The 22,694-nt window shown below is 60.6% G+C and carries 28 protein-coding genes and 1 pseudogene; 14 read left to right on the forward strand and 15 right to left on the reverse strand.

The annotated features are described in order from the left end of the window. Positions 1–27 precede the first annotated feature (27 nt). Positions 28–777 (forward strand): enoyl-CoA hydratase-related protein, encoded by a 750-nt coding sequence (locus ACPDZI_RS18205; protein ID WP_263679505.1) that lies wholly within the window; start codon positions 28–30, stop codon positions 775–777. A gap of 3 nt (positions 778–780) precedes the next feature. Here the strand turns inward: ACPDZI_RS18205 and ACPDZI_RS18210 are convergent, their stop codons facing one another. Further along, positions 781–1,209 (reverse strand): DUF2753 domain-containing protein, encoded by a 429-nt coding sequence (locus ACPDZI_RS18210; protein WP_011707379.1) that lies wholly within the window; start codon positions 1,207–1,209, stop codon positions 781–783. Between the two features lie 290 nt (positions 1,210–1,499). Between ACPDZI_RS18210 and ACPDZI_RS18215 the strand changes: the two genes are divergently transcribed. Next, complete coding sequence (locus tag ACPDZI_RS18215; RefSeq protein ID WP_438833582.1) at positions 1,500–2,165, forward strand: CatB-related O-acetyltransferase; 666 nt, start codon at positions 1,500–1,502, stop codon at positions 2,163–2,165. Positions 2,166–2,216: 51 nt separating this feature from the next. On the opposite strand, the gene ACPDZI_RS18220 is transcribed toward ACPDZI_RS18215, so the two are convergent. Further along, positions 2,217–2,924, reverse strand: coding sequence for a ParB-like protein (locus ACPDZI_RS18220; RefSeq protein WP_438833583.1), 708 nt, complete (start codon positions 2,922–2,924; stop codon positions 2,217–2,219). Positions 2,925–3,097: 173 nt separating this feature from the next. Here ACPDZI_RS18220 and ACPDZI_RS18225 point away from each other — a divergent pair, with 173 nt between their 5' ends. Together ACPDZI_RS18225 and ACPDZI_RS18230 are read left to right on the forward strand one after the other, a co-directional pair. Next, on the forward strand, positions 3,098–4,702 hold the full coding sequence (locus tag ACPDZI_RS18225; protein ID WP_438833584.1) for a peptide ABC transporter substrate-binding protein: 1,605 nt from the start codon (positions 3,098–3,100) through the stop codon (positions 4,700–4,702). Between the two features lie 112 nt (positions 4,703–4,814). Then, positions 4,815–5,126 carry a hypothetical protein gene (locus tag ACPDZI_RS18230; RefSeq protein ID WP_268032152.1) on the forward strand — a complete coding sequence of 104 codons (312 nt, stop codon included), beginning with the start codon at positions 4,815–4,817 and terminating at the stop codon, positions 5,124–5,126. Positions 5,127–5,182: 56 nt separating this feature from the next. On the opposite strand, the gene ACPDZI_RS18235 is transcribed toward ACPDZI_RS18230, so the two are convergent. The 5 genes from ACPDZI_RS18235 to ACPDZI_RS18255 are packed head-to-tail and all read right to left on the reverse strand — an operon-like array spanning position 5,183 to position 8,096. Continuing rightward, on the reverse strand, positions 5,183–5,602 hold the full coding sequence (locus ACPDZI_RS18235; protein WP_060390705.1) for a DUF4426 domain-containing protein: 420 nt from the start codon (positions 5,600–5,602) through the stop codon (positions 5,183–5,185). Positions 5,603–5,620: 18 nt separating this feature from the next. Beyond that, positions 5,621–5,920 (reverse strand): DUF167 family protein YggU, encoded by a 300-nt coding sequence (gene yggU, locus ACPDZI_RS18240; protein WP_270831794.1) that lies wholly within the window; start codon positions 5,918–5,920, stop codon positions 5,621–5,623. Then, a complete protein-coding gene (locus tag ACPDZI_RS18245) occupies positions 5,920–6,471 on the reverse strand; it encodes a YggT family protein (protein WP_017411214.1) in 552 nt (183 codons plus the stop codon). The genes yggU and ACPDZI_RS18245 overlap by 1 nt, the downstream gene beginning before the upstream one ends. Positions 6,472–6,511: 40 nt before the next feature. Beyond that, positions 6,512–7,336 (reverse strand): pyrroline-5-carboxylate reductase, encoded by an 825-nt coding sequence (proC, locus tag ACPDZI_RS18250; protein ID WP_438833585.1) that lies wholly within the window; start codon positions 7,334–7,336, stop codon positions 6,512–6,514. Positions 7,337–7,394: 58 nt separating this feature from the next. After that, on the reverse strand, positions 7,395–8,096 hold the full coding sequence (locus tag ACPDZI_RS18255) for a YggS family pyridoxal phosphate-dependent enzyme (protein ID WP_016351971.1): 702 nt from the start codon (positions 8,094–8,096) through the stop codon (positions 7,395–7,397). Between the two features lie 39 nt (positions 8,097–8,135). Between ACPDZI_RS18255 and tapT the strand changes: the two genes are divergently transcribed. The 3 genes from tapT to yaaA are packed head-to-tail and all read left to right on the forward strand — an operon-like array spanning position 8,136 to position 11,113. Then, entirely contained in the window at positions 8,136–9,170 is a 1,035-nt protein-coding gene (gene tapT / locus ACPDZI_RS18260) for a type IVa pilus ATPase TapT (RefSeq protein WP_005305010.1), read from the forward strand. A 28-nt stretch (positions 9,171–9,198) separates the two neighbouring features. Continuing rightward, positions 9,199–10,308 carry a type IVa pilus ATPase TapU gene (gene tapU, locus ACPDZI_RS18265; protein WP_323933862.1) on the forward strand — a complete coding sequence of 370 codons (1,110 nt, stop codon included), beginning with the start codon at positions 9,199–9,201 and terminating at the stop codon, positions 10,306–10,308. Between the two features lie 31 nt (positions 10,309–10,339). Beyond that, positions 10,340–11,113 carry a peroxide stress protein YaaA gene (gene yaaA, locus ACPDZI_RS18270; protein ID WP_207137363.1) on the forward strand — a complete coding sequence of 258 codons (774 nt, stop codon included), beginning with the start codon at positions 10,340–10,342 and terminating at the stop codon, positions 11,111–11,113. A 176-nt stretch (positions 11,114–11,289) separates the two neighbouring features. On the opposite strand, the gene srmB is transcribed toward yaaA, so the two are convergent. Continuing rightward, positions 11,290–12,513: an ATP-dependent RNA helicase SrmB gene (gene srmB / locus ACPDZI_RS18275; protein ID WP_016351974.1), complete on the reverse strand. Its 1,224-nt coding sequence runs from the start codon at positions 12,511–12,513 to the stop codon at positions 11,290–11,292. Between the two features lie 128 nt (positions 12,514–12,641). Between srmB and ACPDZI_RS18280 the strand changes: the two are divergent. The 3 genes and pseudogenes from ACPDZI_RS18280 to brnQ (ACPDZI_RS18290) all read left to right on the forward strand — a co-directional run bounded on the left by ACPDZI_RS18280 (position 12,642) and on the right by brnQ (ACPDZI_RS18290) (position 16,519). Then, positions 12,642–13,351: pseudogene (locus ACPDZI_RS18280) on the forward strand (tRNA1(Val) (adenine(37)-N6)-methyltransferase). A 208-nt stretch (positions 13,352–13,559) separates the two neighbouring features. Further along, the gene (gene brnQ, locus ACPDZI_RS18285) at positions 13,560–14,849 is read left to right on the forward strand and encodes a branched-chain amino acid transport system II carrier protein (RefSeq protein WP_187268869.1); all 1,290 of its coding nucleotides are present in this window, start codon (positions 13,560–13,562) and stop codon (positions 14,847–14,849) included. A gap of 392 nt (positions 14,850–15,241) precedes the next feature. Beyond that, the gene (gene brnQ / locus ACPDZI_RS18290) at positions 15,242–16,519 is read left to right on the forward strand and encodes a branched-chain amino acid transport system II carrier protein (protein ID WP_029302183.1); all 1,278 of its coding nucleotides are present in this window, start codon (positions 15,242–15,244) and stop codon (positions 16,517–16,519) included. Between the two features lie 70 nt (positions 16,520–16,589). Here the strand turns inward: brnQ (ACPDZI_RS18290) and ACPDZI_RS18295 are convergent, their stop codons facing one another. From ACPDZI_RS18295 to zur, 3 genes are read right to left on the reverse strand one after another with little or no spacing between them, the layout of a single operon-like run. Beyond that, complete coding sequence (locus tag ACPDZI_RS18295) at positions 16,590–16,820, reverse strand: hypothetical protein (RefSeq protein WP_045525480.1); 231 nt, start codon at positions 16,818–16,820, stop codon at positions 16,590–16,592. Positions 16,821–16,824: 4 nt separating this feature from the next. Continuing rightward, complete coding sequence (locus tag ACPDZI_RS18300) at positions 16,825–17,286, reverse strand: chemotaxis protein CheX (protein ID WP_016351979.1); 462 nt, start codon at positions 17,284–17,286, stop codon at positions 16,825–16,827. After that, positions 17,276–17,734 (reverse strand): zinc uptake transcriptional repressor Zur, encoded by a 459-nt coding sequence (zur, locus tag ACPDZI_RS18305; RefSeq protein WP_075384504.1) that lies wholly within the window; start codon positions 17,732–17,734, stop codon positions 17,276–17,278. The genes ACPDZI_RS18300 and zur overlap by 11 nt, the downstream gene beginning before the upstream one ends. Before the next feature lie 138 nt (positions 17,735–17,872). Between zur and dusA the strand changes: the two genes are divergently transcribed. Both dusA and ACPDZI_RS18315 read left to right on the forward strand, forming a co-directional pair. Continuing rightward, positions 17,873–18,859, forward strand: a complete 987-nt coding sequence (gene dusA / locus ACPDZI_RS18310; RefSeq protein ID WP_076361820.1) for a tRNA dihydrouridine(20/20a) synthase DusA — start codon at positions 17,873–17,875, stop codon at positions 18,857–18,859. Between the two features lie 2 nt (positions 18,860–18,861). Continuing rightward, positions 18,862–19,011, forward strand: a complete 150-nt coding sequence (locus ACPDZI_RS18315) for a hypothetical protein (RefSeq protein WP_017411202.1) — start codon at positions 18,862–18,864, stop codon at positions 19,009–19,011. Between the two features lie 76 nt (positions 19,012–19,087). Here ACPDZI_RS18315 and ACPDZI_RS18320 read toward each other — a convergent pair whose 3' ends face one another. From ACPDZI_RS18320 to ACPDZI_RS18330, 3 genes are all read right to left on the reverse strand, one after another. Further along, a complete protein-coding gene (locus ACPDZI_RS18320; RefSeq protein ID WP_011707401.1) occupies positions 19,088–19,513 on the reverse strand; it encodes a hypothetical protein in 426 nt (141 codons plus the stop codon). Positions 19,514–19,614: 101 nt separating this feature from the next. Continuing rightward, a complete protein-coding gene (hupA, locus tag ACPDZI_RS18325; RefSeq protein WP_005305063.1) occupies positions 19,615–19,887 on the reverse strand; it encodes a nucleoid-associated protein HU-alpha in 273 nt (90 codons plus the stop codon). Between the two features lie 56 nt (positions 19,888–19,943). Beyond that, entirely contained in the window at positions 19,944–20,129 is a 186-nt protein-coding gene (locus ACPDZI_RS18330) for a hypothetical protein (RefSeq protein ID WP_139329118.1), read from the reverse strand. Positions 20,130–20,226: 97 nt separating this feature from the next. On the opposite strand from ACPDZI_RS18330, the gene ACPDZI_RS18335 reads away from it, so the two are divergent. Beyond that, positions 20,227–20,709 carry an Rsd/AlgQ family anti-sigma factor gene (locus tag ACPDZI_RS18335; RefSeq protein ID WP_076361822.1) on the forward strand — a complete coding sequence of 161 codons (483 nt, stop codon included), beginning with the start codon at positions 20,227–20,229 and terminating at the stop codon, positions 20,707–20,709. Positions 20,710–20,810: 101 nt separating this feature from the next. Beyond that, a complete protein-coding gene (locus tag ACPDZI_RS18340; protein WP_438833588.1) occupies positions 20,811–21,191 on the forward strand; it encodes a PilZ domain-containing protein in 381 nt (126 codons plus the stop codon). Between the two features lie 71 nt (positions 21,192–21,262). Here the strand turns inward: ACPDZI_RS18340 and radA are convergent, their stop codons facing one another. Further along, positions 21,263–22,627: a DNA repair protein RadA gene (gene radA, locus ACPDZI_RS18345; RefSeq protein ID WP_438833589.1), complete on the reverse strand. Its 1,365-nt coding sequence runs from the start codon at positions 22,625–22,627 to the stop codon at positions 21,263–21,265. Between the last annotated feature and the right edge of the window lie 67 nt (positions 22,628–22,694).

Genomic DNA, 22,694 nt, shown 5'->3' on the forward strand with positions numbered 1-22,694 from the left:
ACAGCCAGCAATAACAAGGATTTAGACATGGACCCCATTATCATTGTCGAGCAGCAGGATGGCTTGCTCACCCTGACCCTCAATCGTCCCGACAAGCGCAATGCCCTCAATACCGCCATGTATCGTGCGCTCACCGACGCCTTGCGACAAGCGACGGAAGATGACGCCATCCATGCCCTGCTCATCCAGGGGCAGAGCGACTGCTTTACTGCCGGCAATGATCTGGCCGACTTCGTGGGGAAAGAGACCCTGGAGGCGGACGATCCCATCTTGCAGTTCCTCCACACCCTGGCCGACTTCCCGAAACCGGTGATCGCCGCAGTCGGCGGTGCGGCGGTGGGGATTGGCACCACCCTGCTGCTGCACTGCGATCTGGTCTATCTGGCCGACAATGCCCGCCTGCAACTGCCCTTCGTCGAGCTGGGGCTGGTGCCGGAGTTTGCCTCCAGCCTGCTGCTGCCGCGCAGTGTGGGCCACTTGAAGGCGGCGGAGCTGTTGCTGCTGGCCGAAGCCATCGATGCCGACGAGGCACTGCGGCTGGGGCTCGCCAACCGGGTGCTGGCGGCCGAAGCCCTGCTCCCCTTTGCCCGGGAGCAGGGTTTGAAGCTGGCGTCCAAGGCGCCGAAGGCGCTGCAAAAGAGCAAGGCGCTGCTCAAGCAGGAGCTCAGGCAGGCGGTGCACTTCGTCATCGATCTGGAGGCGCGCGCCTTCTCCCTCGCCCTGCAGGGGGAAGAGGCACAAACGCGGATCGCCCAGCGCCTCAAAGGCCGTAAATGATCCTCAGTTGAGGCGAAAACGGCCGATCAGTTCGCAGCCCTGCACCTGATCCTGCAGCTGGATCAAGCGGGCGATGTCGGGATTGGGATGGCGCTTGAGGAAAGAGAGCAGCGCCGCCCGACAGCAACCCAGTTCGCTGATGAGGGATTCGCACTCCTGGTTCGGGCACTGGGGCACCAACGCCGTCACCAGCTCGGAGGCCAGCTTGAGGTAGCGCAGCTCGTAGGCCGGCTCCTCCATGGCGCGCCAGAAGTCGGCCAGCCGGTGGCAGGTCGCCACCCGCATGCTGGCCAACTCGTCCAGCTCGCCGTCACTCAGTTCGTATACCTCAGCGAGGGCCTGCTGATAGAGACAGATGGCGGTGCCGAGCGCGCCCGCGCCCAGTGCATTTTCAGCCTCCAGCATGTAACGCTGCCAGATTTGATGGGTCATGCCGATCTCCCAAGTTGATGGGTGGGACTTTTATCATGCCCAGTTGAGAATGAATATCAACCCGACATTTCGTGCAGGTTTTGACCAGATGGCAACGGTTGGCTTGGCCCCCATCCCCATATGGCTTACCATACCGCTCCACCCTTCAGGACCCGCACTCTCCATGCTGCGACCCCGTTTACCCCAGGATCTGGGCTGCTCGACTCTGTGCGTGCCCCGCCTGCTGGTCTGGATCTATTAGCTGCGCTCCTCGCGTCATCCACCCTATCCATTTGAACGAGGAGACAACCATGAAACCCTGCCAACACTGGTCGCAGGTCGAGTACCTGCACCTGACGGTGAGCAACCCCAACATCCACCTGAAGGGGCGCCACAGCTACTACTCCGGCGCCTGGGACGGCCCGTTTGAAGAGGCCGCCGTGCGCTATCTGTACGGCGACAACTTCAGCCGCAGCCCGGAGACCGGCTGGGAACCGCTCTGGCACATCGATCAGCTGCATATCGGCGACTATGTGCAAATAGCCGCCGGGGTGAAGATCCTGATGGGCGGCAACCACACCCACAATGCCGACTTCATCAGCACCTATCCGTTTGCCGATCTCGATGCCCTCCAGCGCAGCTATCGCCCTGCCGGCGACACCCGTATCGGCAACGACGTCTGGATCGGCATGGACGCCATGATCATGCCGGGGGTCACCCTCGGCGACGGTGCCATCATCGCGGCGCGCGCCCTGGTCAATCAGGATGTGCCGCCCTATGCCATGGTGGCCGGTACGCCGGCCAAAGTGATCAGGATGCGCTTTGCTGAGGAAGAGATCACCCGCTTGCAGGCGCTGGCCTGGTGGGAGTGGCCAGATGCCCAGGTGCAGGCCTTGCTGCCGCTGATCCAGCAAGGCGAAGTGGCCCTGCTGGAACAGGCTGCCGCGCACTGGCAGCAGGCCCGGCAACCATCATGACGAAGCGGGGGGCATTGGCCCCCCGCAATTGCTTTGATAGCGGCTATCCCCTCAGTTGCCGCTGCGCGACTGATTGACCCGGCACTGCTTGCCGGGATAACCCAGCAGATCCGCCGCCTTGCTGCTGCACGCCAGCCGCTTGGCCTGATAGAGGCGATCCGCCAGGTTGGCGCTGTCGACCGGCAGCCAGTCCATCTGCTGGCCGAGCCAGCTGGCCCAGGCAAACTCGACGAAGTAGACCTGCTCACGCTTGTCGAAATAGCCCGCATCCTGCAGCAGCCCGGCCACCGTCCGGTAGGGGTAATCCGGCAGTTCACCGATGTGGGCCGGCAGTTGCTGCGGCGTCAGTGCACCGCCCTTTTCATCCTTGAGCCAGGCCCAGTGGTTGCACTGCATCTGGCTCCAGAAGTTCTCCTTGTCCTGCAACCTGGCGATCACCTTGACCCGCACCTGCTTCACACCAGACTGCCACAGCGCCTTGGTCAGATGGTGCCTGTCCACCAGCCAGTAACCGCCATCGGGCGCAATGACGATGGGGATCTCTTTCTTTTTCATCAGCTTGTCGAGCTGCTTTGCACTCTTGCCCGCCAGCTCGGCCTGGGTGTTGTCGACCTGGATCTGGCCCACGCCGCCCTGGGTCGGATGCAGCTGATCTATGTTCACCTCACACCAGCTGCCAACCTGACTCTCGCGCTCACACGGCGCCAGTGCCCAGGCCCCCTGACTGATGGCCAGGGCCAACAGGATCCATATTCTCATTGCTCACTCCTCTGCCCGAATGGCGGGTCAAATAAGATGCCGGGAAGCCCCCCTCATCCAAGGGACTCATACTGGCGGTCTGACCAGCAAACGGGATATCATGATTTCCCGTCTGTCGGCGATCACTTCTCGCCGAGTTTTCACCTCGCTTCACACTATTTGAAGGATCAACCATGAAAGGATGGAGTCCCCTGCTGGCCCTGCTGGGCTGTGCCTGTGTCCAGGCTGCCGATGTTCCACCCGGCACCCAGCTCGCTGCCGAACAGGCCGTCGTGCGTCATCTGAAAGACGAACCGGCGAGCCTGAGCCCGCTCAAGCTGGTCGGCCTGCCCGAGTTGCAGGTACTGCGGGATCTCTACGAGGGGCTGCTGACCCAGGGACCGGACGGCAAGGTGCAGCCCGGGGTGGCCGCCAGCTGGGACAACCAAGGCAACCAGCGCTTCACCTTCCATCTGCGACCGGACGCCCGCTGGTCCAACGGCGATCCCGTGCAGGCCGCTGACTTCGTCTACGGCTGGCGCAAACTGGTCGATCCCAAAGAAGCGGCCACCTTTGCCTGGTTCGCCCAGCTGGCTCGCTTCGACAAGGTGGATGAGATCGTGGCCGGCAAGCTGCCCCCCGCAGAGCTCGGGGTGAAGGCCCTCGATGAACATACCCTGCAGGTGACCCTCTCCCAGCCGGTGCCCTACTTCCTGAGCCTGCTGACCCACCCCAGCCTGTCGCCGCTGCATCGCGCCAGCATGGAGCAATACGGCAACCAGTGGACCCAGCCTGGCAAGCTGGTCGGCAACGGTGCCTTCGTGCTGAGTCACCGGGTGGTGAACGAGAAGCTGGAGCTGACCCCCAACCCCTACTACTGGGATCGCGCCCATACCGTGCTGACCAAGGTCACCTTCGTACCCATCAACCAGGAGAGCGCGGCCACCAACCGTTACCTGGCCGGCGACCTGCACATCACCGAATCCTTCCCCAAGGAGCAGTATCACAAGCTGATGCAGCAGATCCCGGGCGAGGTCTATACCCCGGATCAACTCGGCACCTACTACTACGCCTTCAATACCCAGCGCGCCCCTCTCAACGACGTGCGGGTGCGCAAGGCGCTCTCCTACACCATCGACCGTGGCCTTATCGCCAGCAAGATCCTGGGCACCGGCGAGAAACCGGCCTATCACTTCACTCCGGATGTGGTTGCCGGCTTCGAGCCCAAGGCCAACCTGCTCTCCAGCAGCAGTCAGCAGGTGCTGGACGACAAGGCCAGAGCCCTGCTCAAGGAGGCTGGCTACGGCCCGGCCAACCCGCTCAAGCTGACCCTGCTCTACAACACGGCCGAGGTACACAAGAAGATGGCGCTGGCCATCGCCAACATGTGGAAACAGAAGCTGGGGGCCCGGGTCGAACTCACCAATCAGGAGTGGAAAACCTATCTCGACAGCCGCCAGAGCGGCCAGTTTGAGGTGATCCGCTCCTCCTGGGTGGCCGACTACAACGACCCGTCCGCCTTCCTCGGCCTGTGGGGCTCCCGCCACAGCGGCAACATGGCCCGCTTCGCCAACGCCGGCTACGATGCCCTGCTGGCCAAGGCTGCCAACAGCCAGGATCCCCGTGAACGGGCCAGCCTGTTCGATGAGGCCGAAACCATACTGCAGGACGAGGCGCCCATCGCCCCCATCTATCAGTACACCAACGCCCGGCTGATCAAGCCCTGGCTCAAGGGGTATCCCATCAACAATCCGGAAGACGTGGCCTACAGCCGCCAGCTCTACCTCGTCAAACACTGACCCTGTGGGGGCCGGCCATGACGGCCCCCTCTCTTCCCCTGTTCATGCTCAAGTTTTCGGCATAGAATGCCGCCCTTTCAGACAATCACGCCCCTCAGTCACCGATGTTGTTATGCACTATTTATTGATGATCGCCCTGCTGACAGCCCTGCCCGCCCAGGCAGCCAGCGAGGCACAGTGCCGCCAGGCCTTCACCGAGTGGATGCTGGCCCAGCACAAGCAGTTCAGCGACCGCAAGGCCAGCAAGATGGAGCGGCGCAGCGCGGAGCGGGCCATTGATCAGGTGCGCAGCGAATTCTCGAAGCGCGAGAGCTTCTGTCAGGCCATGGAGTGGGTGGAGCACAACCGGGATCAGGATCCCCGCTTCACCCCGCGGATCGGGGAGATCCACGACTTCACCCCGCCAACCGACTCGCCGTCATGAAAAAAGCCCCGAACCTGCGTTCGGGGCTTTTTTACAGGGCATCACCGGCGTCGGCATCAGTCGACGTAGAAGGTCTGCTGGAAGGTCAGCGTCTGCTGCTGCCCCTCCCCCATGATCTTCAGGGTGAACTGGTAGGTATCTTCGTTGCGATAGGGCAGCACCGCCAGATAGTAGATGGCATCCCCCTCCTTGACCTCCTGGAAGCTCAGAGTGCGGATGGTGCCGGTGAGGTTCTTGGCCTCGCCGCTGATCCCCACCGCCTGGGCGACCCCCTGCTTGTTCTGCACCGCGATGTTGACGATGCCGTTGTAGCGGCTGCGCTCCAGACCATAGGCCTTGGCCACCTCGGGGGTGAGGAAGCTGGAGTTGAAGGCACTGTAGTGCACCTGCCAGGGGCCCAGTTCCTTCATCTGTTCGGCCCGCAGGGGCAAGGTCAGCAGCAGTGCCAGCAGGCAGCTTATCCAGGCTGTTTTCATGGTGTCATCCTTCTCGTGTTAACCCTGATTGTCCAGCAGGGCACTGACCTCGGCGGGGATCTGCTTGGGCGCCTCGATGGCGACCGTCTTGTGCCGCCCCAGCTCCCCCCGCACGATGCGAACCTGCCCCTTGGCCACCTTGAACTGCTTGGCCAGATACTTGATCAAGTGGCTGTTGGCCTGGCCATCCACCGGCGGCGCCGTGATGGCCACTTTCAACTCTTCTCCGTGCAATCCGACGATCTGATCCCGACTCGCCTTGGGCTGGATCATCAGATGCATTATCAGCTCATCCCCTTCCCGCAGGACGGCTGCCATCAAATCATCCACCACAGCTGGCCGAACAGATCGCCCAACAGATAGTTTATGGCCTGCAGCCCGATAAAGGCGACCAGCACGGAGAGATCCAGCCCGCCCAGTGCCGGCAGAATGCGGCGGATGGGGGCCAGGAAGGGCTCGGTCAGCTGGTGCATCACGTACTCGATGGGGTTGCGACCCTGGCTGACCCAGCTCAGGATGGCGCGGATTAGCAGCACCCAGAAGATCATGGAGCCGGCCTTCTTCAGCACGGTGAGCCCGGCAAACAGGCTGAGGGTGAGCCAGTCGGCCAGCAGCACGTTCATGCTCTTGAGCAGTGCCAGCTTGGCGAAGGCGATGATGATGGCCAGCAGCACAGAGGCCATGTCCAGCCCACCAAACCCGGGAATGATCCGGCGCAGCGGCACCACCAGCGGATTGGTCAGCTTGACCACCATCTGGCTCATGGGGTTGTAGAAGTCTGCGCGGGCCCACTGCAGCCAGACGCGCAACAGCACCACCATGAGATAGAGGTCAAAAATCGTGTTAATCAGAAAGTAAGCAGTGTTCATCTGGGCTCCAGGTTGAGACAGAGAGTAAGAGAAATCGGGTTCAGAACAGGGTTTCCATTTCGCCGGCCCGGGCAACGGCCGCCTGCATGGCGTGTGCCGTCAGCGGCATCAGTCCCTGCTGCTGGAAAGTCTTGATCGCCTCGGCGGTGGTGCCGCCCTTGCTGGTCACCTGCTCGCGCAGGGTCTGCAACGACAGCTCGGGATTTTGCTCCACCATGGCGGCCGCACCAAGAGCGGTCTGCTGCACCAGCAGGCGGGCCTGCTCGGGGGAGAAGCCCATGGCCTCGGCCTCTTCGGCGATGGCCTGCATGAACAGGAAGAAATAAGCGGGCGCACTGCCGGCCGCGGCGATGACGCCGTTGATGCCGGACTCCTGCTCCACCCACAGGGTTTTGCCCACCGCCTGCATCATCTGCTCGGCCAGCTCCCGGTCAGCCTGCTCGATGCCGGGCGGCGCGTACAGCCCGGTCATCCCCAGCCCCAGCAGAGAGGGGGTGTTCGGCATGGTGCGGATGATCCGGCCGTGGCCGCCCGCCATCTCGGCCAGCCGCGCCACCTTGATGCCGGCGGCGATGGAGATGAGCAGCTTGCCCTCCAGCGTGCCCAGCTGTGCCACCAACGCGCTCAGCATGGTGGCCATCAGCTGCGGCTTGACCGCCAGCACGATCACCTCAGCCGCCCGGGCCGCCTCGGCGTTGTCCTGGGTGATGCGGATGCCATAGTCGTTGGCCAGCGCATCCAGCTTGGGCCGACTGGGGTTAGCGGCGATGATCCGGTCGGCCGGATAGCCCGCCTGAACCAGACCGGCAATGATACTGCGGCTCATGTTGCCCGCCCCGATAAAGGCGAGGATTCTATGCTGCATCAAACGCTCCTGTTACCTGAAAAAAGCACTGCCCGATGCATCGCATCCCGGGCCTTGCTCATGAATAGTCGCGGGCACCGAAGATGGCGGTACCAACTCGCACCATGGTGCTGCCGTGGCCGATCGCCAGTTCGAGATCCTCGGTCATCCCCATCGAGAGGGTGTCGACGCCCGGGTATTGTTGCGCAAGCTCGGTGAACAGAGTCTGCATGCGCACCATCTGGGCGGCCAGCACCGCCTCGTCGCTGGTGTGCTCCGGAATCGCCATCAGGCCGCGCAGCCGCAGCCGTTCACAGCGGGAGACCAGTTCAGCCAGGCGGAAAATCTCTTGCTCCGACGTTCCGGATTTGCTGCTCTCTCCGCTAATATTGATTTGCAGACAGACATTTAGCGGTGCGAGCCCGCTCGGGCGCTGGTTGTTCAGGCGTTCGATCAGCTTCTCTCTGTCCACGCTCTGCACCCAGTCGAAACGCTCGGCCACCAGCTTGGACTTGTTCGATTGCAGCGGGCCGATAAAGTGCCACTCTATGTCTGCACAGACCCCTTGCTCACGCAGGGTATCTATCTTGGTCGCCGCTTCCTGGGCGTAGGATTCACCAAAGCGGCGCTGACCGGCGGCATAGGCCTCGCAAACGGCCTCCAGCGGTTTGGTCTTGCTGACCGCCAGCAGCTGGATGTGATCGCGGCTTCGGCCCGCTCGACTGGCGGCTTGTACAATACGTTCCTTGACCTGAAGCAGGTGCTCGGCAATCTGGTTCATGTTTCGTTAGTGATCTTGTGATGGGAGAATGACAAATCTATGGATATCACAGAGTTATTGGCTTTCAGTGTAAAACATAAAGCCTCGGATCTACACCTCTCGGCCGGGGTTCCCCCGATGATCAGGGTTGATGGCGAGGTTCGCAAGATCAATTTGCCCGCCCTGGAACACCGGGAAGTGCACGCCCTCATCTACGACATCATGAACGACCACCAGCGCAAGGAACTGGAAGAGAACTTCGAGGTGGACTTCTCGTTCGAGGTGCCGAACCTCGCCCGCTTCCGGGTCAACGCCTTCCAGCAGGCACGCGGCTCCGGCGCGGTATTTCGGACCATCCCCAGCACGGTGCTGAGCCTCGAAGATCTGGACGCCCCGGAGATCTTTCGCAAGATTGCCGAATACCCCCGCGGTCTGGTACTGGTGACCGGCCCGACCGGCTCGGGCAAATCCACCACCCTGGCGGCCATGGTCAACTACATCAACGAGAACTTTCATCACCACATCCTCACCATCGAGGATCCCATCGAATTCGTGCACGAGAACAAGCGCTGTCTGGTGAACCAGCGGGAAGTACACCGCGATACCAAGAGCTTCAGCAACGCCCTGCGCTCGGCGCTGCGGGAAGACCCGGACATCATCCTGGTGGGCGAGATGCGTGACCTGGAAACCATTCGTCTGGCCATGACCGCGGCCGAGACCGGCCACCTGGTGTTCGGTACCCTGCACACCTCGTCGGCGGCCAAGACCATCGACCGGATCATCGACGTCTTCCCCGGGGCGGAAAAAGACATGGTGCGCTCCATGCTCTCCGAGTCGCTGCGTGCGGTCATCTCCCAGACCCTGCTCAAGCGTATCGGCGGCGGCCGGGTGGCGGCCCACGAAATCATGATGGGCATTCCCGCCGTACGAAACCTCATCCGGGAAGACAAGATTGCCCAGCTCTACTCGGTGATCCAGACCGGGATGACCCACGGCATGCAGACCATGGATCAGAGCCTCAAGCAGCTGGTGAGTCGCGGCATGGTGGCGGCGCTCGATGCCAAGGCCAAGGCGGTCGATCCCAACACCATCTAACCACGACGAATCTAGGGAAGGAGTCGTTATGAATCTGGATGCCCTGCTGACCGAGCTGGTCGCCCGCAAAGGCTCGGATCTGTTCATCACGGTCGGCACGCCGCCGACCCTCAAGGTCAACGGCCACCTGCAGTCGCTGACAGAAGCCCCCCTCGACAAGGCAAGGGCGCTGGCGCTGGTCAAGGAGACCCTGAGCCCGGAGCACTTCGAGCGCTACCTGCGCACCAAGGAGGCCAACTACGCCATTCACCGCGAGGAGCTTGGCCGCTTTCGGGTCAGTGCCTTCTGGCAGCAGGAGCTGCCGGGCATGGTGCTGCGCCGTATCGAGACCCGCATTCCCACCTTTGACGAGCTGGCGCTGCCCCCCATCCTGCAGGAGATCGCCCTGGCCAAGCGCGGGCTGGTGCTGTTCGTCGGTGCCACCGGCGCTGGCAAATCCACCACCCAGGCGGCCATGATCGGTTATCGCAACCAGCATATGGACGGCCACATCCTGACGGTGGAAGATCCGGTGGAGTTCGTGCATAAGCACGGCCGCAGCCTGATCACCCAGCGCGAGGTGGGCATAGACACAGCGTCGTTCGACGTGGCGCTGAAGAGTTCGCTGCGCCAGGCGCCAGACGTGATCCTGATCGGCGAAATCCGCAGCCAGGAGACCATGGAGTTTGCCCTGCAGTTTGCCGAGACCGGTCATCTCTGCCTCGCCACTCTGCACGCCAACAATGCCAACCAGGCGCTGGACCGCATCCTGCACCTGGTCCCTCAGGAGAAACACCGCCAGTTCCTGTTCGATCTCTCCTTCAACCTGCGTGCCATCGTGGCCCAGCAACTGCTGCCCAGCCTGGACGGGCGCCGTCGCTGTGCGGCCTTCGAGGTGCTGCTCAACACCCCGCTCATTACCGATATCGTCCGCAAGGGGGAGGTGCACCGGCTCAAGGAGGTGATGACCAAGTCCACCGAGCTCGGCATGCAGACCTTCGATCAGGCGCTGTTCGCCCTGTTCTGTGCCGGCCAAATTGGCTACAGTGAGGCCCTTGCCCATGCCGACTCGGCCAACGACCTGCGACTGCTGATCAAGCTGTCGGGGCGCGAGCAGCTGGGTGCAGGCACTCTCGACAACGTCACCCTGGATGAATGAGGGGCGTGCGTCACCGCTATAAAGGATCGTTATGCTGATTGTGGTTTCCCCGGCCAAGACGCTGGATTACGAGTCGCCGCTGGTGACTTCTCGTTTCACCCAACCCGAGCTGCTGGACCACTCCGCCGAGCTGATCGGCCGGGCCCGCCAGCTGAGCCCGGACCAGATCGCCAGCCTGATGAAGATCAGCGACAAGCTGGCCGGCCTCAACGCCGCCCGCTTTGCCGACTGGCAACCCGACTTCACCCCGGCCAATGCCCGCCAGGCGCTACTGGCCTTCAAGGGAGATGTCTATACGGGACTGGCGGTGGAGGATTTCAGCGAGGCTGATTTCGACTTCGCCCAAGCACACCTGCGCATGCTCTCCGGTCTCTACGGGGTGCTGCGTCCGCTCGATCTGATGATGCCTTACCGGCTGGAGATGGGGATCCGCCTCGACAACGGGCGTGGCAAGGACCTCTACCAGTTCTGGGGCGACATCATCACCGCCCACCTGAACAAGGCGCTGGCCGCTCAGGGAGACGAGGTGCTGATCAATCTCGCCTCCGACGAGTACTTCAAGTCGGTACGTCCCAAGGCCCTGCAGGGACGCATCATCACGCCGGTGTTCAAGGACGAGAAGAACGGCCAGTTCAAGATCATCAGCTTTTACGCCAAGAAGGCGCGCGGCATGATGGCCCGTCACATCATCAAGCACAGACTCACCAAGGTGGAACAGCTGACCGGGTTCAACGCCGATGGCTACTACTTCGAACCGGAAGAGTCCGACGCCAATACCCTGATGTTCAAACGCGCTGAAAATTAATTACGACCCGAGGGAACCAAATTCAGGATCCCCAAGTCTGAATAGATGAATCCTCTGTTGTAAGCACTTTTTATTGGCCGACGTTTATACGTCGGCTTTTTTCTTTTCTGGCCCCCATCGAGTGAGCAGCAGATAGCACAACGGCCATCCGGGGATGGCCGTTGTAGCGGGCAGGTTTACTTCTTTTTCTTCTTGGCCGACTTCTTCTTGTCGTCCTTCGGCTTTTTCTTCTTCACCGGCACCCTCGCTTCCTTGTGTTTGGGGCGCAGTTCGTCGATCACCCGGCGCTTGAGACGCTCTTCGGTATAGCGCTCGATCTTGGCGACCATCGCCATGTCGTGGGCTTCCACCAGGCTGATGGCGCAACCGCGGTTGCCGGCACGACCGGTGCGGCCGATCCGGTGGACATAGACATCGGCGCCGTAGGGCATGTCGTAGTTGATGACATGGCTGACGTTGGGCAGGTCGATGCCGCGGGCGGCCACGTCGGTGGCGATGAGGAAGGGTACTTCCCCTTCATGGAACTTGCGGATCGACTCGATGCGCTTGCTCTGCTCCATCTCGCCGCGGATCCAGGCGCAGGAGACGCCAGCCGCCTGCAGCTGACCGGACAGCTCCGCCAGCCGCTCACGGGTCTTGACGAAGATGATGGCTTTCTGGGTCTCGGGATCTTTCAGGATGTGTACCAGCAGGGCCAGCTTGTGAGCAGCATCGTCGGCCAGGTGCACCCACTGGGTGATGGGACGACGTTCGCTGCGGGGCGGCTCGGCGTGCAGCTCCACCGGCTCCTTCAGGATATCGTTGGCGAACTTCTCAAGGCCTGCCCCTTCCAGGGTGGCGGAGAACAGCATGGTGTGCTTGCGATAACGCGCCTCTTCCACGATGCGGTTCACATCCTTGATGAAGCCCATGTCCAGCATGCGGTCCGCTTCGTCCAGCACCAGGACCTCGATATCGTGGCTCTCGAACTCCTCTTTCTCGATGTACTCGAGCAGGCGGCCCGGGGTGGCCACCACGATGTCGGTGGTCTTGGTCAGGGCCGGCAGTTGCTCTTCATGGCTGACGCCGCCGATGATGGTCTCGATGCTGAGGTTGGTGTGAGCCGCCAGCGCCTTGGCGTGGGCGGTGACCTGCAGCGCCAGCTCGCGGGTCGGGGTCAGCACCAGCATGCGGCACGGACCCGGCTTGCGGCGCGGGAAGTCCAGCAGATGCTGCAGGGCCGGCAGCAAGAAGGCGGCGGTCTTGCCGGTACCGGTCGGGGCGGATGCCAGAATATCGCGCCCGTCCAGGGCTGGCTCCAGCACCATCTGCTGAATGGTGGTGGGGCGGGTGAAACCCATCTCGGCCAAGGCCCGGTTGAGGGCTGGATTCAGGTCGAAATCATCAAAGGACTGGCTCATGGCAATACTCGGTCATTAAGGAAACGGCAGATTATAGGCGATTATGTCGTCGGCTCCTATGGCGACTGTGGCTTAGTCGCTATAATCGCCGACCATTTTCTGCGGCGCTGGCACAGGACGGGAGTCGGATGGGACGAAACAGCGGTTTTACCTTCAAGCAATTTCATGTTGATCACGATCGCTGCGCCATGAAAGTCGGCACCGATGGCATCCTGCTCGGCGCCTGGGCGCCTGTCACCAACGCCCGCCGGGTGCTCGACATTGGCAGCGGCAGCGGCCTCATCGCCCTGATGCTGGCCCAGCGCAGCCCTGCCGACTGCCACATCGATGAGGTAGAGCTGGATAGCAATGCAGCCCGGCAGGCTCGCGAGAATGCGGCAGCCTCCCCCTGGCATGAGCGGGTCACCGTCATCGAGAGCGCCATTCAAAACTATCAGGCCGCCCCTTACGATCTCATCGTCTCCAACCCCCCTACTTCGTGGCGGGCCAGTCATTTCGCGATCCCGCCAGGGCATTGGCACGTCATACCGGCGGCCTCGACAGCCGGGATCTGCTGGTCGCCTGTGACCGGCTATTGGCCCCCAACGGCGAGGTTGCGCTGGTCGTGCCAACGGCCATGGCCGATGAAATTTTATGCATCTCGGCAGATTATGATCTGCACGCCGTTTGTTATACAGCTGTTATCACCAGGGCAGGAAAAGCGGCAAATCGTGTTTTATTGCTACTTGGCAGAGGATTAAACAAGTGTGAGCGGGGTGAAATTGTGATCCATTCTGCTGATGGAACCTATTCCGACAGATACATCCAACTGACCAGCCCCTTCTATTTGAAGATGTAAATTTCGTCTTGAACTATTTTTTCACGCCATTATGCTGACTCCTAAACGAGCACCCGCTCAAGACCAGCTCAAACCACTGGTCGCGATGAAAAAACAAGCGGGGCTCCTTTTTTTACCCCTGAACAATACCGGTCGATGACCAATAAAAAACTATAACAAGCAATAGTTTACAAGACAGACGAGGTTGAACTTGACGAAATCACTCACAATGTCCGACGTGCTCGGATTGGGCTTCATGACCTTCGCCTTCTATCTGGGCGCCGGCAACATCATCTTCCCGCCGTTGGCCGGTTACATGGCGGGTGAGCACCTCTCTCTCGCCATGCTGGGTTTCCTGGTCACCGCAGTGGGCCTGCCCCTTATCACCATCATCGCCGTCGCCAAGGCAGGCAATGGCTGGACCGGCATGACCAAGCTGCTGCCAGCTGGTGTCGCCACCGCTCTGGCCGTCGCCATCTACATCATTATCGGCCCGGCCTTCGCCGCCCCCCGTACCGGGCTGGTGGCTTACGAAATGGGCCTCAAGCCTTTCATTGGTGATATGGGTCAAGCCGGTCTGGCGGCCTATACAGTACTGTTCTTCGGCGTGGCCATTCTGGTCTCCCTCAATCAGGGCAAGCTGATGGATGCCATCGGCAAATACCTGACTCCGGTGCTGATGCTGTTGCTGCTGACCCTGGCCATCGGTGTATTCGTCGCCCCGCAAGGTAATATGCCGGTCTCTTCCGGCGACTATCAGAACGGCCCCTTCGTGAAAGGGATTCTGGAAGGCTACAACACCATGGACACCCTGGCGTCCCTGATGTTCGGCGCCCTGATCGTCGACCTGTTGCGTCAGAAAGGCATTCATGACTACCAGAGCCAGTTCAAATACCTGGCCATCGCGGGCATCATCTCCGCCATCGGTCTGTCCGTGGTCTACGTCTCCCTGTTCCAGCTGGGCAACACCGCAGCCGGCGTCGCCACCGACATCAGCAACGGCGGTGCCATCGTCAACGCCTATGTGTTGAGCCTGTTCGGTCAGCCGGGTCAGTTCATCCTGGCCGCCATCATCACCCTGGCCTGTTTCACCACCGCCGTGGGTCTTATCTCCGCCTGCTCCGACTTCTTCCACAACTTGACCGGCATGAGCTACAAGAAGCTGGTAGTGTTGCTGGGGGTCATCTGCGGCGTGGTAGCCAACGTGGGCCTGAGCCAGCTCATCAGTCTCTCCATCCCGGTGCTGGTCGCTATCTACCCGGTTGCCGTGGCACTGGTGCTGGTCACCTTCCTGAAGAGTTACTTCGGCCGCCCGCGCCTGGTGTTCCGCGCCGTACTGATGGTCGCCTTCCTGTTTGGCTGCCTGGACGGTCTGGGTGCCGCCGGCATGAAGATGGATGCGTTTGCCTTCCTGCCGCTGTTCGACAAGGGCCTGGCCTGGTTGCTGCCGACCCTGCTGGCCTGTGGCCTCGGCATGGCGGTACGCTCCGGCGAGAAACTGGCTGCCGAAGCCGCCTGATTTCCCCCCATCCATCTCAAAGAGCCTGCCTTGCGCAGGCTCTTTTGTTTGTCTGCCCACAACCTTTCACCACCCGTTACCCCTTTCCTGCTGCCAGCCCCCTGCCGCCATGTCGACCGCCTTCACTGCTGCCAACCGCTGGCTAATCGGTGATTTATTCTGGCCAATTAAATTGTTTCGAGATATTAATGTGTGATTGAGATCAAATTCCTCTTCTTTATGCTCAGAAGAGTGCTCCTTCGCCGATGTGCTCATCGTGGGGGAGAAGGAAGCATTGTTATCCGGATATCTGCCAGGCAGTGGGTGCAATCAACAAGAACAAGCTGATAAGGCAGATGAGGTCAGGTTTGACGAAATCACTGAAGTTGTCCGACATATTCGGACTGGGTTTTATGACGTTTGCTTTCTATCTCGGGGCAGGCAACATCATTTTTCCGCCGCTCGCAGGCTTTATGGCCGGTGAACATTTGATGCCAGCTATGGTCGGCTTTCTGCTGACGGCGGTGGGGCTCCCTCTGCTGACACTGGTCGCCGTTGCCAGAGGCAGCGCCGGACAAGGCAGCAGCGGCTGGACGGCAATGACCCGCTATCTGCCGACCTGGGCAGCCACGGCGCTGGCCATCGCCATCTACATCATCATGGGGCCGGCCTTTGCCACCCCCCGCACCGGGCTGGTGGCTTATGAAATGGGGCTCAAACCCTGGCTCGGCGAAGCCGGCCAGCACGGGTTGCTGCTCTACAGCCTGTGCTTCTTTGCGCTGGTGATCCTGGTGTCACTGGATCGGGGCAGGCTGCTTGATGCGGTAGGCAAGTACCTGACTCCGGCCTTGATGGTGATGCTGCTGATCCTGGCGCTCGGCGTCGTCATCGCCCCGCAGGGCGGTATGCCGGAGGCCAGCGGCGACTATATCGATACCCCGCTCATCAAGGGCATGCTGGAAGGCTACAACACCATGGATACCCTCGCTTCCCTGATGTTCGGTGCCCTCATCATCGGCCTGCTGCGGCGCAAGGGCATCGAGGACTACCCGAGCCAGTTCAAGTACCTGACCATCGCGGGCCTCATCTCGGCAGTTGGCCTCTCGGCGGTCTACATCTCCCTGTTCTACCTGGGCAACAGCGCGGCGGGCGTGGTGACCAACGTCGACAATGGCGGCGCCATCGTCAACGCCTATGTACTGAGCCTGTTCGGCCACTACGGCCAGTTGATCCTGGCCGCCATCATCACCCTGGCCTGCTTCACCAGCGCAGTCGGCCTGCTCTGCGCCAGCGCCGACTACTTCCACGGTCTGGCCGGCTGGACATACCGCAAGTGGGTACTGCTGATGGGGTGTGTCTCCATCCTGGTGGCCAACGTCGGGCTGAGCCAGCTCATCAGCCTCTCCATCCCGGTGCTGGTCGCCATCTACCCGGTCGCCATCGCACTGGTGCTGGTGACCTTTGTACAGGGTTATTTTGGCCGGCCACGGCTGGCGTTTCGCGCCGTGCTGCTGGTGGCGTTTCTGTTCGGCTGCCTGGACGGGCTGGGCGCGGCCGGCATGCAGATGGATGCGTTCGCCTTCCTGCCGCTGTTTGACAAGGGGCTGGCCTGGCTGCTGCCCACCCTGCTGACCTGCGGCTTCGGCATGCTGCTGCGCCCCCGCGAAGATCTGGCCGCCGAAGCGGCCTGATCAACCGGGCGACCAACGACAAGAGGCCAGCATCAGCTGGCCTCTTGCATTGCATCTGTCATCTTGGCTGCTACAGCAGCGAGTCTACCGGCTTGGGTCTGCCTGCCAGACCATACCAATGGGCCTCCACCCGCCCGGCATGCCACTCAAAGGTGCCCCAGGGCTGGTCTGCCTGCCAGCGCGGAAAGTTCACCACCACCCGGTTGTCTTCGTACTTGTAGAGCGAGGTGGTGATCTGGAGATCAGACAGGATGAGCAGTAGGGCCCACCCGATGAAGAACCATTTCAGCGCTTTCCACATAGGGTTACTCGAAACAGATCTCGATGGTGGCACGGCCGTAATCTGATTCGAACGGCATCATGATCTTGGTGCCATCGGCACGATGGGTGATGGTGTGGTTGGGGCCGGAGACGATGATAGGGGTCGCCATGTCAAACTCATACCCCTTCTCCCCCAGCATGCGCTTGGCGCCGCCGGTCACCATGTTGGTGATCTCGCCCACCATGTCGGTCACTTCTTCATTGATGGTGGCCGGTGCCTCGCCCAGCATACGGCGCATGATCTCCAGCGCCAGCCCCTTCTCGAAGCTGATAGAGAGCGAGCCGCGGGTCTGCGGGCCGACCATGCCGATGAGGCCGGAGACATCGCCGCGCGCCAGCTCGTCCATCTTGCGTTTGGGTTTGCCCGGCTTGAGCTCGAGCTGTGCCATGGTGGAGAGCACATTGAGCAGGGAGAGCAGGAACGGGTTTACAAAATCAGCCTTCATGTTGACTTCCTACGGTGGGCGTACAGCGAGCACATTGGCCATGTGCCTCTATTGTCTTATTGGTAATAGTAAAGCCATGCAAGTGGGCTTGCTCGGAAAACGCGCCATCGATCGCCGCGTCATGCAACTCGACCACCTCGCCACACCGATCGCAGATGAGCAGTTGCATCGGGTGGGCATGATCAAAGTGACAGCAGAAAATGAAGGCGTTGAGCGACTCCACCTTGTGGGCAAAGCCCTGTTCGAGCAGAAAATCGAGCGCCCGATAAACGGTTGGCGGCTTGGCATGGGCCTCGGTCTGCTGCAACTGGGCCAACAGATCATAGGCGCTGATGGCATTGCCGTGGGCAGCCAGCAGCCTGAATACCTGACGCCGGGTAGGGGTGAAGCGGATCCCGCGTTGTTCGCAGAGTCGTTCGGCTCGTTGTAAAAGTTGGTCTTGATTCATGATCACGCAATTACCCTTTTTATTAGCCGGATACTATCACAGGGCCCCCTTTGACGCGGTGACAAAATTCATTTTCTGGGGCTGCCTCACGTTGTGGTAAAATCCGCCCCCTTTGTTTAGCCAACCCGGATGATTTTTATGCAGGCGCAGCGTTTTTCCATCGCCCCCATGCTGGACTGGACCGATCGGCATTGCCGTTATTTCCATCGTCTGATGACTCGCCAGACCTTGCTTTATACCGAGATGGTGACCACCGGCGCCATTATCCACGGCAAGGGGGATTATCTGGGTTACAGCGAGCAGGAGCACCCCATCTCCCTGCAGCTGGGTGGCAGCAATCCGGCCGATCTCGCACGCTGCGCCAAGCTGGCCGAGGAGCGCGGATATGACGAGGTGAACATCAACGTCGGCTGCCCCTCTGATCGAGTGCAAAACGGCCGCTTTGGCGCCTGCCTGATGGGCGAACCCGCCCTGGTGGCTGACTGCGTCAAGGCAATGCGCGATGTGGTCGATATTCCGGTGACGGTAAAGACCCGCATCGGCATCGACGAGCAGGACTCCTACGAATTTCTGCAGGCCTTCATCGAACAGGTACGCGACGCCGGTTGCGACACCTTCATCGTCCATGCCCGCAAGGCGTGGCTGAGTGGCCTGAGCCCCAAGGAAAACCGCGAAATCCCGCCGCTCGATTATCCCCGCGTCTATCGGGTCAAGCAGGACTACCCGGATCTCACCATCGCCATCAACGGCGGCGTCACCTCCATGGAGCAGACCCTTGAACATTTGCAACACCTGGATGGCGTCATGATGGGGCGCGAAGCCTATCAGAACCCCTACATTCTGGCGCAGGTGGATAATCTGGTGTTCGGCCAGAACAACACTGTGCCGAGCCGCCACGAGGTAGTGCGGATGATGCTGCCCTATATCGAGCAGGAGCTGGCCAAGGGCAACTATCTCTCCCACATGACCCGCCACATGCTCGGGCTGTTCCAGAACATGCAGGGGGCCCGCGCCTGGCGCCGCCACCTGAGTGAAAACGCCTGCAAGCCGGGAGCTGATATCCAGGTAGTGCTGGATGCCATGGCCAAGGTGCCGGAATTCGCCACCACGGAGGCAGCGGAGTAACCATGTACCGCTTCACTGGCTCCTGGCTGCACAAGGCCATCGTCCGGCTCTGCGCCGGCCTGCTCGCCATCCTGGGCGTCAAACTCAGCGCCTTCTACTTCCTCGGCTTGCTCATCGTGCTGGGGCTGCATCGGGATCAGCTGCTCGGCTGAGCTCACCCCGCGTCGACCAATAAAAAAACCGGCAACACCCAGTGTGGCCGGTTTTTTTATTGTCTCTTCAGCTTCGCTAATCGCCTTTGTCCACGAACTGCAGCTCGGGCGCTCTGGACGTCAGCACATCGGCGCAATAATCCCAGGTCGAGATGCGGTAGTGCTGCAGATCCTCGTCCAGGTGCAGGCCGTCCGACTCCTGATGGAACCAGCTGGCAAACCGGGATGGGGTGATGAGCTGGATCTGCTCTTCGATGGCATGGCTATCCTTGCCCTCCGCCAGATCGCAATCCTCCATTACCCGTACTGCGTAGATATGGCGAAAATAGACCCGACAGAGGATCTGCGGCGGCAGATCGATGCTGCGAGCCCTGCCCAACATGATGGTGAGGGAGTCGCTCCAGATATCCTGATGAAGTTCGGCCACAACCAGGCCCGGGGGGAGTTGGCGGGACGGAGCCCAAGGTACGGCAACCTGCCGAATGGCATTTTTCTGTTCCATCATCCACCTCACTACGGCGCACGCCATATCTTGAGTGTATCTGAAACAATTTCTGCTGACGATGGCAATAAAAAACCCGGCTGGCGCCGGGTTTTTGGGGATTACTTGACGGCGTCTTTGAGCGCCTTGCCTGCCACAAAGGACGGCACATTCGCGGCTGCAATCTGGATCTCTTTACCAGTTTGCGGATTGCGACCGGTACGGCCAGCACGATGGTTCACCTTGAAGGTGCCAAAACCCACCAACTGCACAGCATCACCTTCTTTCAGGCTCTGGGTAATACCATTGATGATCTCTTCCAGAGCGACTTTGGCCTGAGCTTTGCTCAGATCTGCTTTGGCTGCAATTGCATCGACAAGTTGAGCTTTGTTCATAACATTTCCTTTATGATCGGGCATTTAGCACCGGGCCACTCTATTCAAAAAAACACTCAGGCAAAGGCTTTATCAGCCGGATTGGCTTGAATGCTGGGGTTTTCATCAAGATCTGCGGAAATAGTCACATATCTCGCCCCTTCGTGATCGTAATTGACGGGAAGAGGAGAGCAAATGATGGTGCCTTGTAACCAAAACGCCACCTGATGTAACAATATCCCCATGCCCCTATTGACGGTCAACTGGATTTTCCCTAGTTATAGGGAGGTGTCGTCAGTCAATAAAAAGGCCGGAGGCCCGTCACGATAGCACTCCATGCCTATGCCCCACGGAGGGATTATGTTAACTGAACTGGAACAAACCAAACGCGCATTGGCAGGAAAGCACAGAGCTATCGACGACTGGCTGGATGCCAGGCAGGCATTGCTGGTCGAATACATGCGGCTTGCCGGACTGACCCCCGCCCGTACAAAGCAGCGTTCGCTGCCTGGCCATGTGGAACTGCAAGGCTTCTGTGAGCGCCTGGTCGACTACGTCAGCGCCGGACACTTCGAGATCTACAACCACGTGGTGACCGCCTTCGAACAGGCCAGCGGCGACAAGCTGGAACTGGCGAAACGCATCTATCCCCACATCAGGGCCTGTACCGAGTTTGCGTTGGAGTTCAACGACAAGTACAGCAATGCCGATGAGGCCCAGATGCTGCTGCTGGATGAAGACTTGAACCAGCTGGGCCCCGTGCTGGAAGATCGTTTCAAACAGGAAGATCGGCTGATCAAGGCATTGCAGGTCGTGGAGTCACTCAGCGCCCAGCAGGTTTGATATCCAATTTCGGAGCCAGTTCAAGATCCTGATGTGCAAGGTGCATTACACTCTATGTCATGACCTTTAGCTCCAATTCCTATTGCTGACAGGAGATGAGAATGTCCGAGCGTCGCCGTTTTTCACGGATCCTCTACTTGACCATGGCCGACCTCGTCCAGGGAGATAATAAATGGCGGACCCAGCTGGTGGATATCTCCCTGCAGGGCGCGCTGTTGATCCGGCCCGATGACTGGGAAAGCCACGATAACAAAGAGTATTCACTCAGCTTCGTGCTGAGCGGCAGCGACATCGAGATCAAGATGCAGGTCATGCTGACCCATGAAGCCAGCAAGAAGCTGGGGTTCTACTGCCATCACATCGACATCGATAGCGCCACCCACCTCAAGCGGATGATCGAGCTCAACGTCGGCGATGAAGACTTGCTGCACAGGGAGCTGGAGCAGTTGCTGAGCGAACATCTCGAACACCCCCACCCCTGAGCGGTATACCCGATGTAAAAAGGAGCGCCGTTGCGCTCCTTTTTATTGCCTGCCTGCGGCCACCATGCCGATTACAAGGCCTCCAGGGCATCGGCCAGTTTCTTGACCGGCACCACTTCCATGCCTTCGATGGGATGCTTGGGCGCGTTGGCATGCGGCACTATGGCCCGGCGGAAGCCATGCTTGGCGGCTTCCTGCAACCGCTCCTGGCCTGAGGGCACGGGCCGGATCTCACCAGACAAACCCACCTCCCCAAACACCACCAGATCCTTGGGCAGGGATTGATCCCGGAAACTGGAGACCATGGAGAGCAGCAGGGCCAGATCCGCACTGGTCTCTTCGACCTTGACGCCGCCGACCACGTTGATAAAGACATCCTGATCCGCCATCTGCAGGCCGCCGTGGCGGTGCAGCACCGCCAGCAACATGGCGAGACGGTTGTGATCCATCCCCACCGCCACCCGGCGCGGGTTGGAGAGCTGGGAGTAATCCACCAGCGCCTGCAGTTCCACCAGCAGAGGACGGGTACCTTCCCAGATCACCATCACCACCGACCCCGGCGCCTGCTCTTCACCGCGGCTGAGGAAGATGGCGGAAGGATTGCTCACCTCCCGCATCCCCTGCCCGGTCATGGCGAAGACGCCGAGCTCGTTGACCGCCCCGAAGCGGTTCTTGTGGGAGCGCAGGGTCCGGAAGCGGGAATCGTGACCGCCATCGAGCAGCACGGAGCAGTCGATGCAGTGCTCCAGTACCTTGGGGCCGGCCAGGGTGCCATCCTTGGTCACGTGGCCCACCATGAAGATGGCGACGTGATTCTGTTTGGCATAGCGGGTCAGCAGGGCGGCGGCTTCCCGCACCTGAGACACTGAACCCGGCGCCGACTGCACATCCGCCACATGCATCACCTGGATGGAGTCGATGACCATGATCTGCGGCTGCTCCTGCTGGGCAATCAGGCAGATCTGCTCGACCGAGGTCTCCGACAGCATGCGCAGCTTGTCAGTCGGCAGGCCGAGGCGCGAGGCCCGCATCGCCACCTGTTGCAGCGACTCCTCGCCAGTGACATAGAGGGTCTTCATCCGCTCAGCCAGACCGCACATGGTCTGCAGCAGCAGGGTCGACTTGCCCGCCCCCGGGTTGCCACCGATCAGGATCGCCGAGCCCGGCACCACCCCACCACCCAGGACCCGGTCCAGTTCCTTGAAACCGGAAGAGAAGCGTGGGATCTCTGTGGTGGCGATCTCCGCCAGCGTCTGCACCTGGCTGCCGATGGAGCCGGCATAACCGGTATAGCGGGCACTCTTGCCCGGGGTCACCGAGCCGAGGCGCACCTCGCTGATGGTGTTCCACTCCTTGCACTCACTGCACTGGCCCTGCCAGCGTGTGAAGTCGGCGCCACATTCGGTACAAACATAGGCAGTTTTGTTTTTGGCCATGGATAACTCGGGGACAGGATGAATTCCTGCTTGATATACTTGTTTGCGACCGACAGATCAAACCCAG

The sequence above is a fragment of the Aeromonas oralensis genome (assembly GCF_049665575.1).
GTDB classification, from domain to species: domain Bacteria; phylum Pseudomonadota; class Gammaproteobacteria; order Enterobacterales; family Aeromonadaceae; genus Aeromonas; species Aeromonas hydrophila.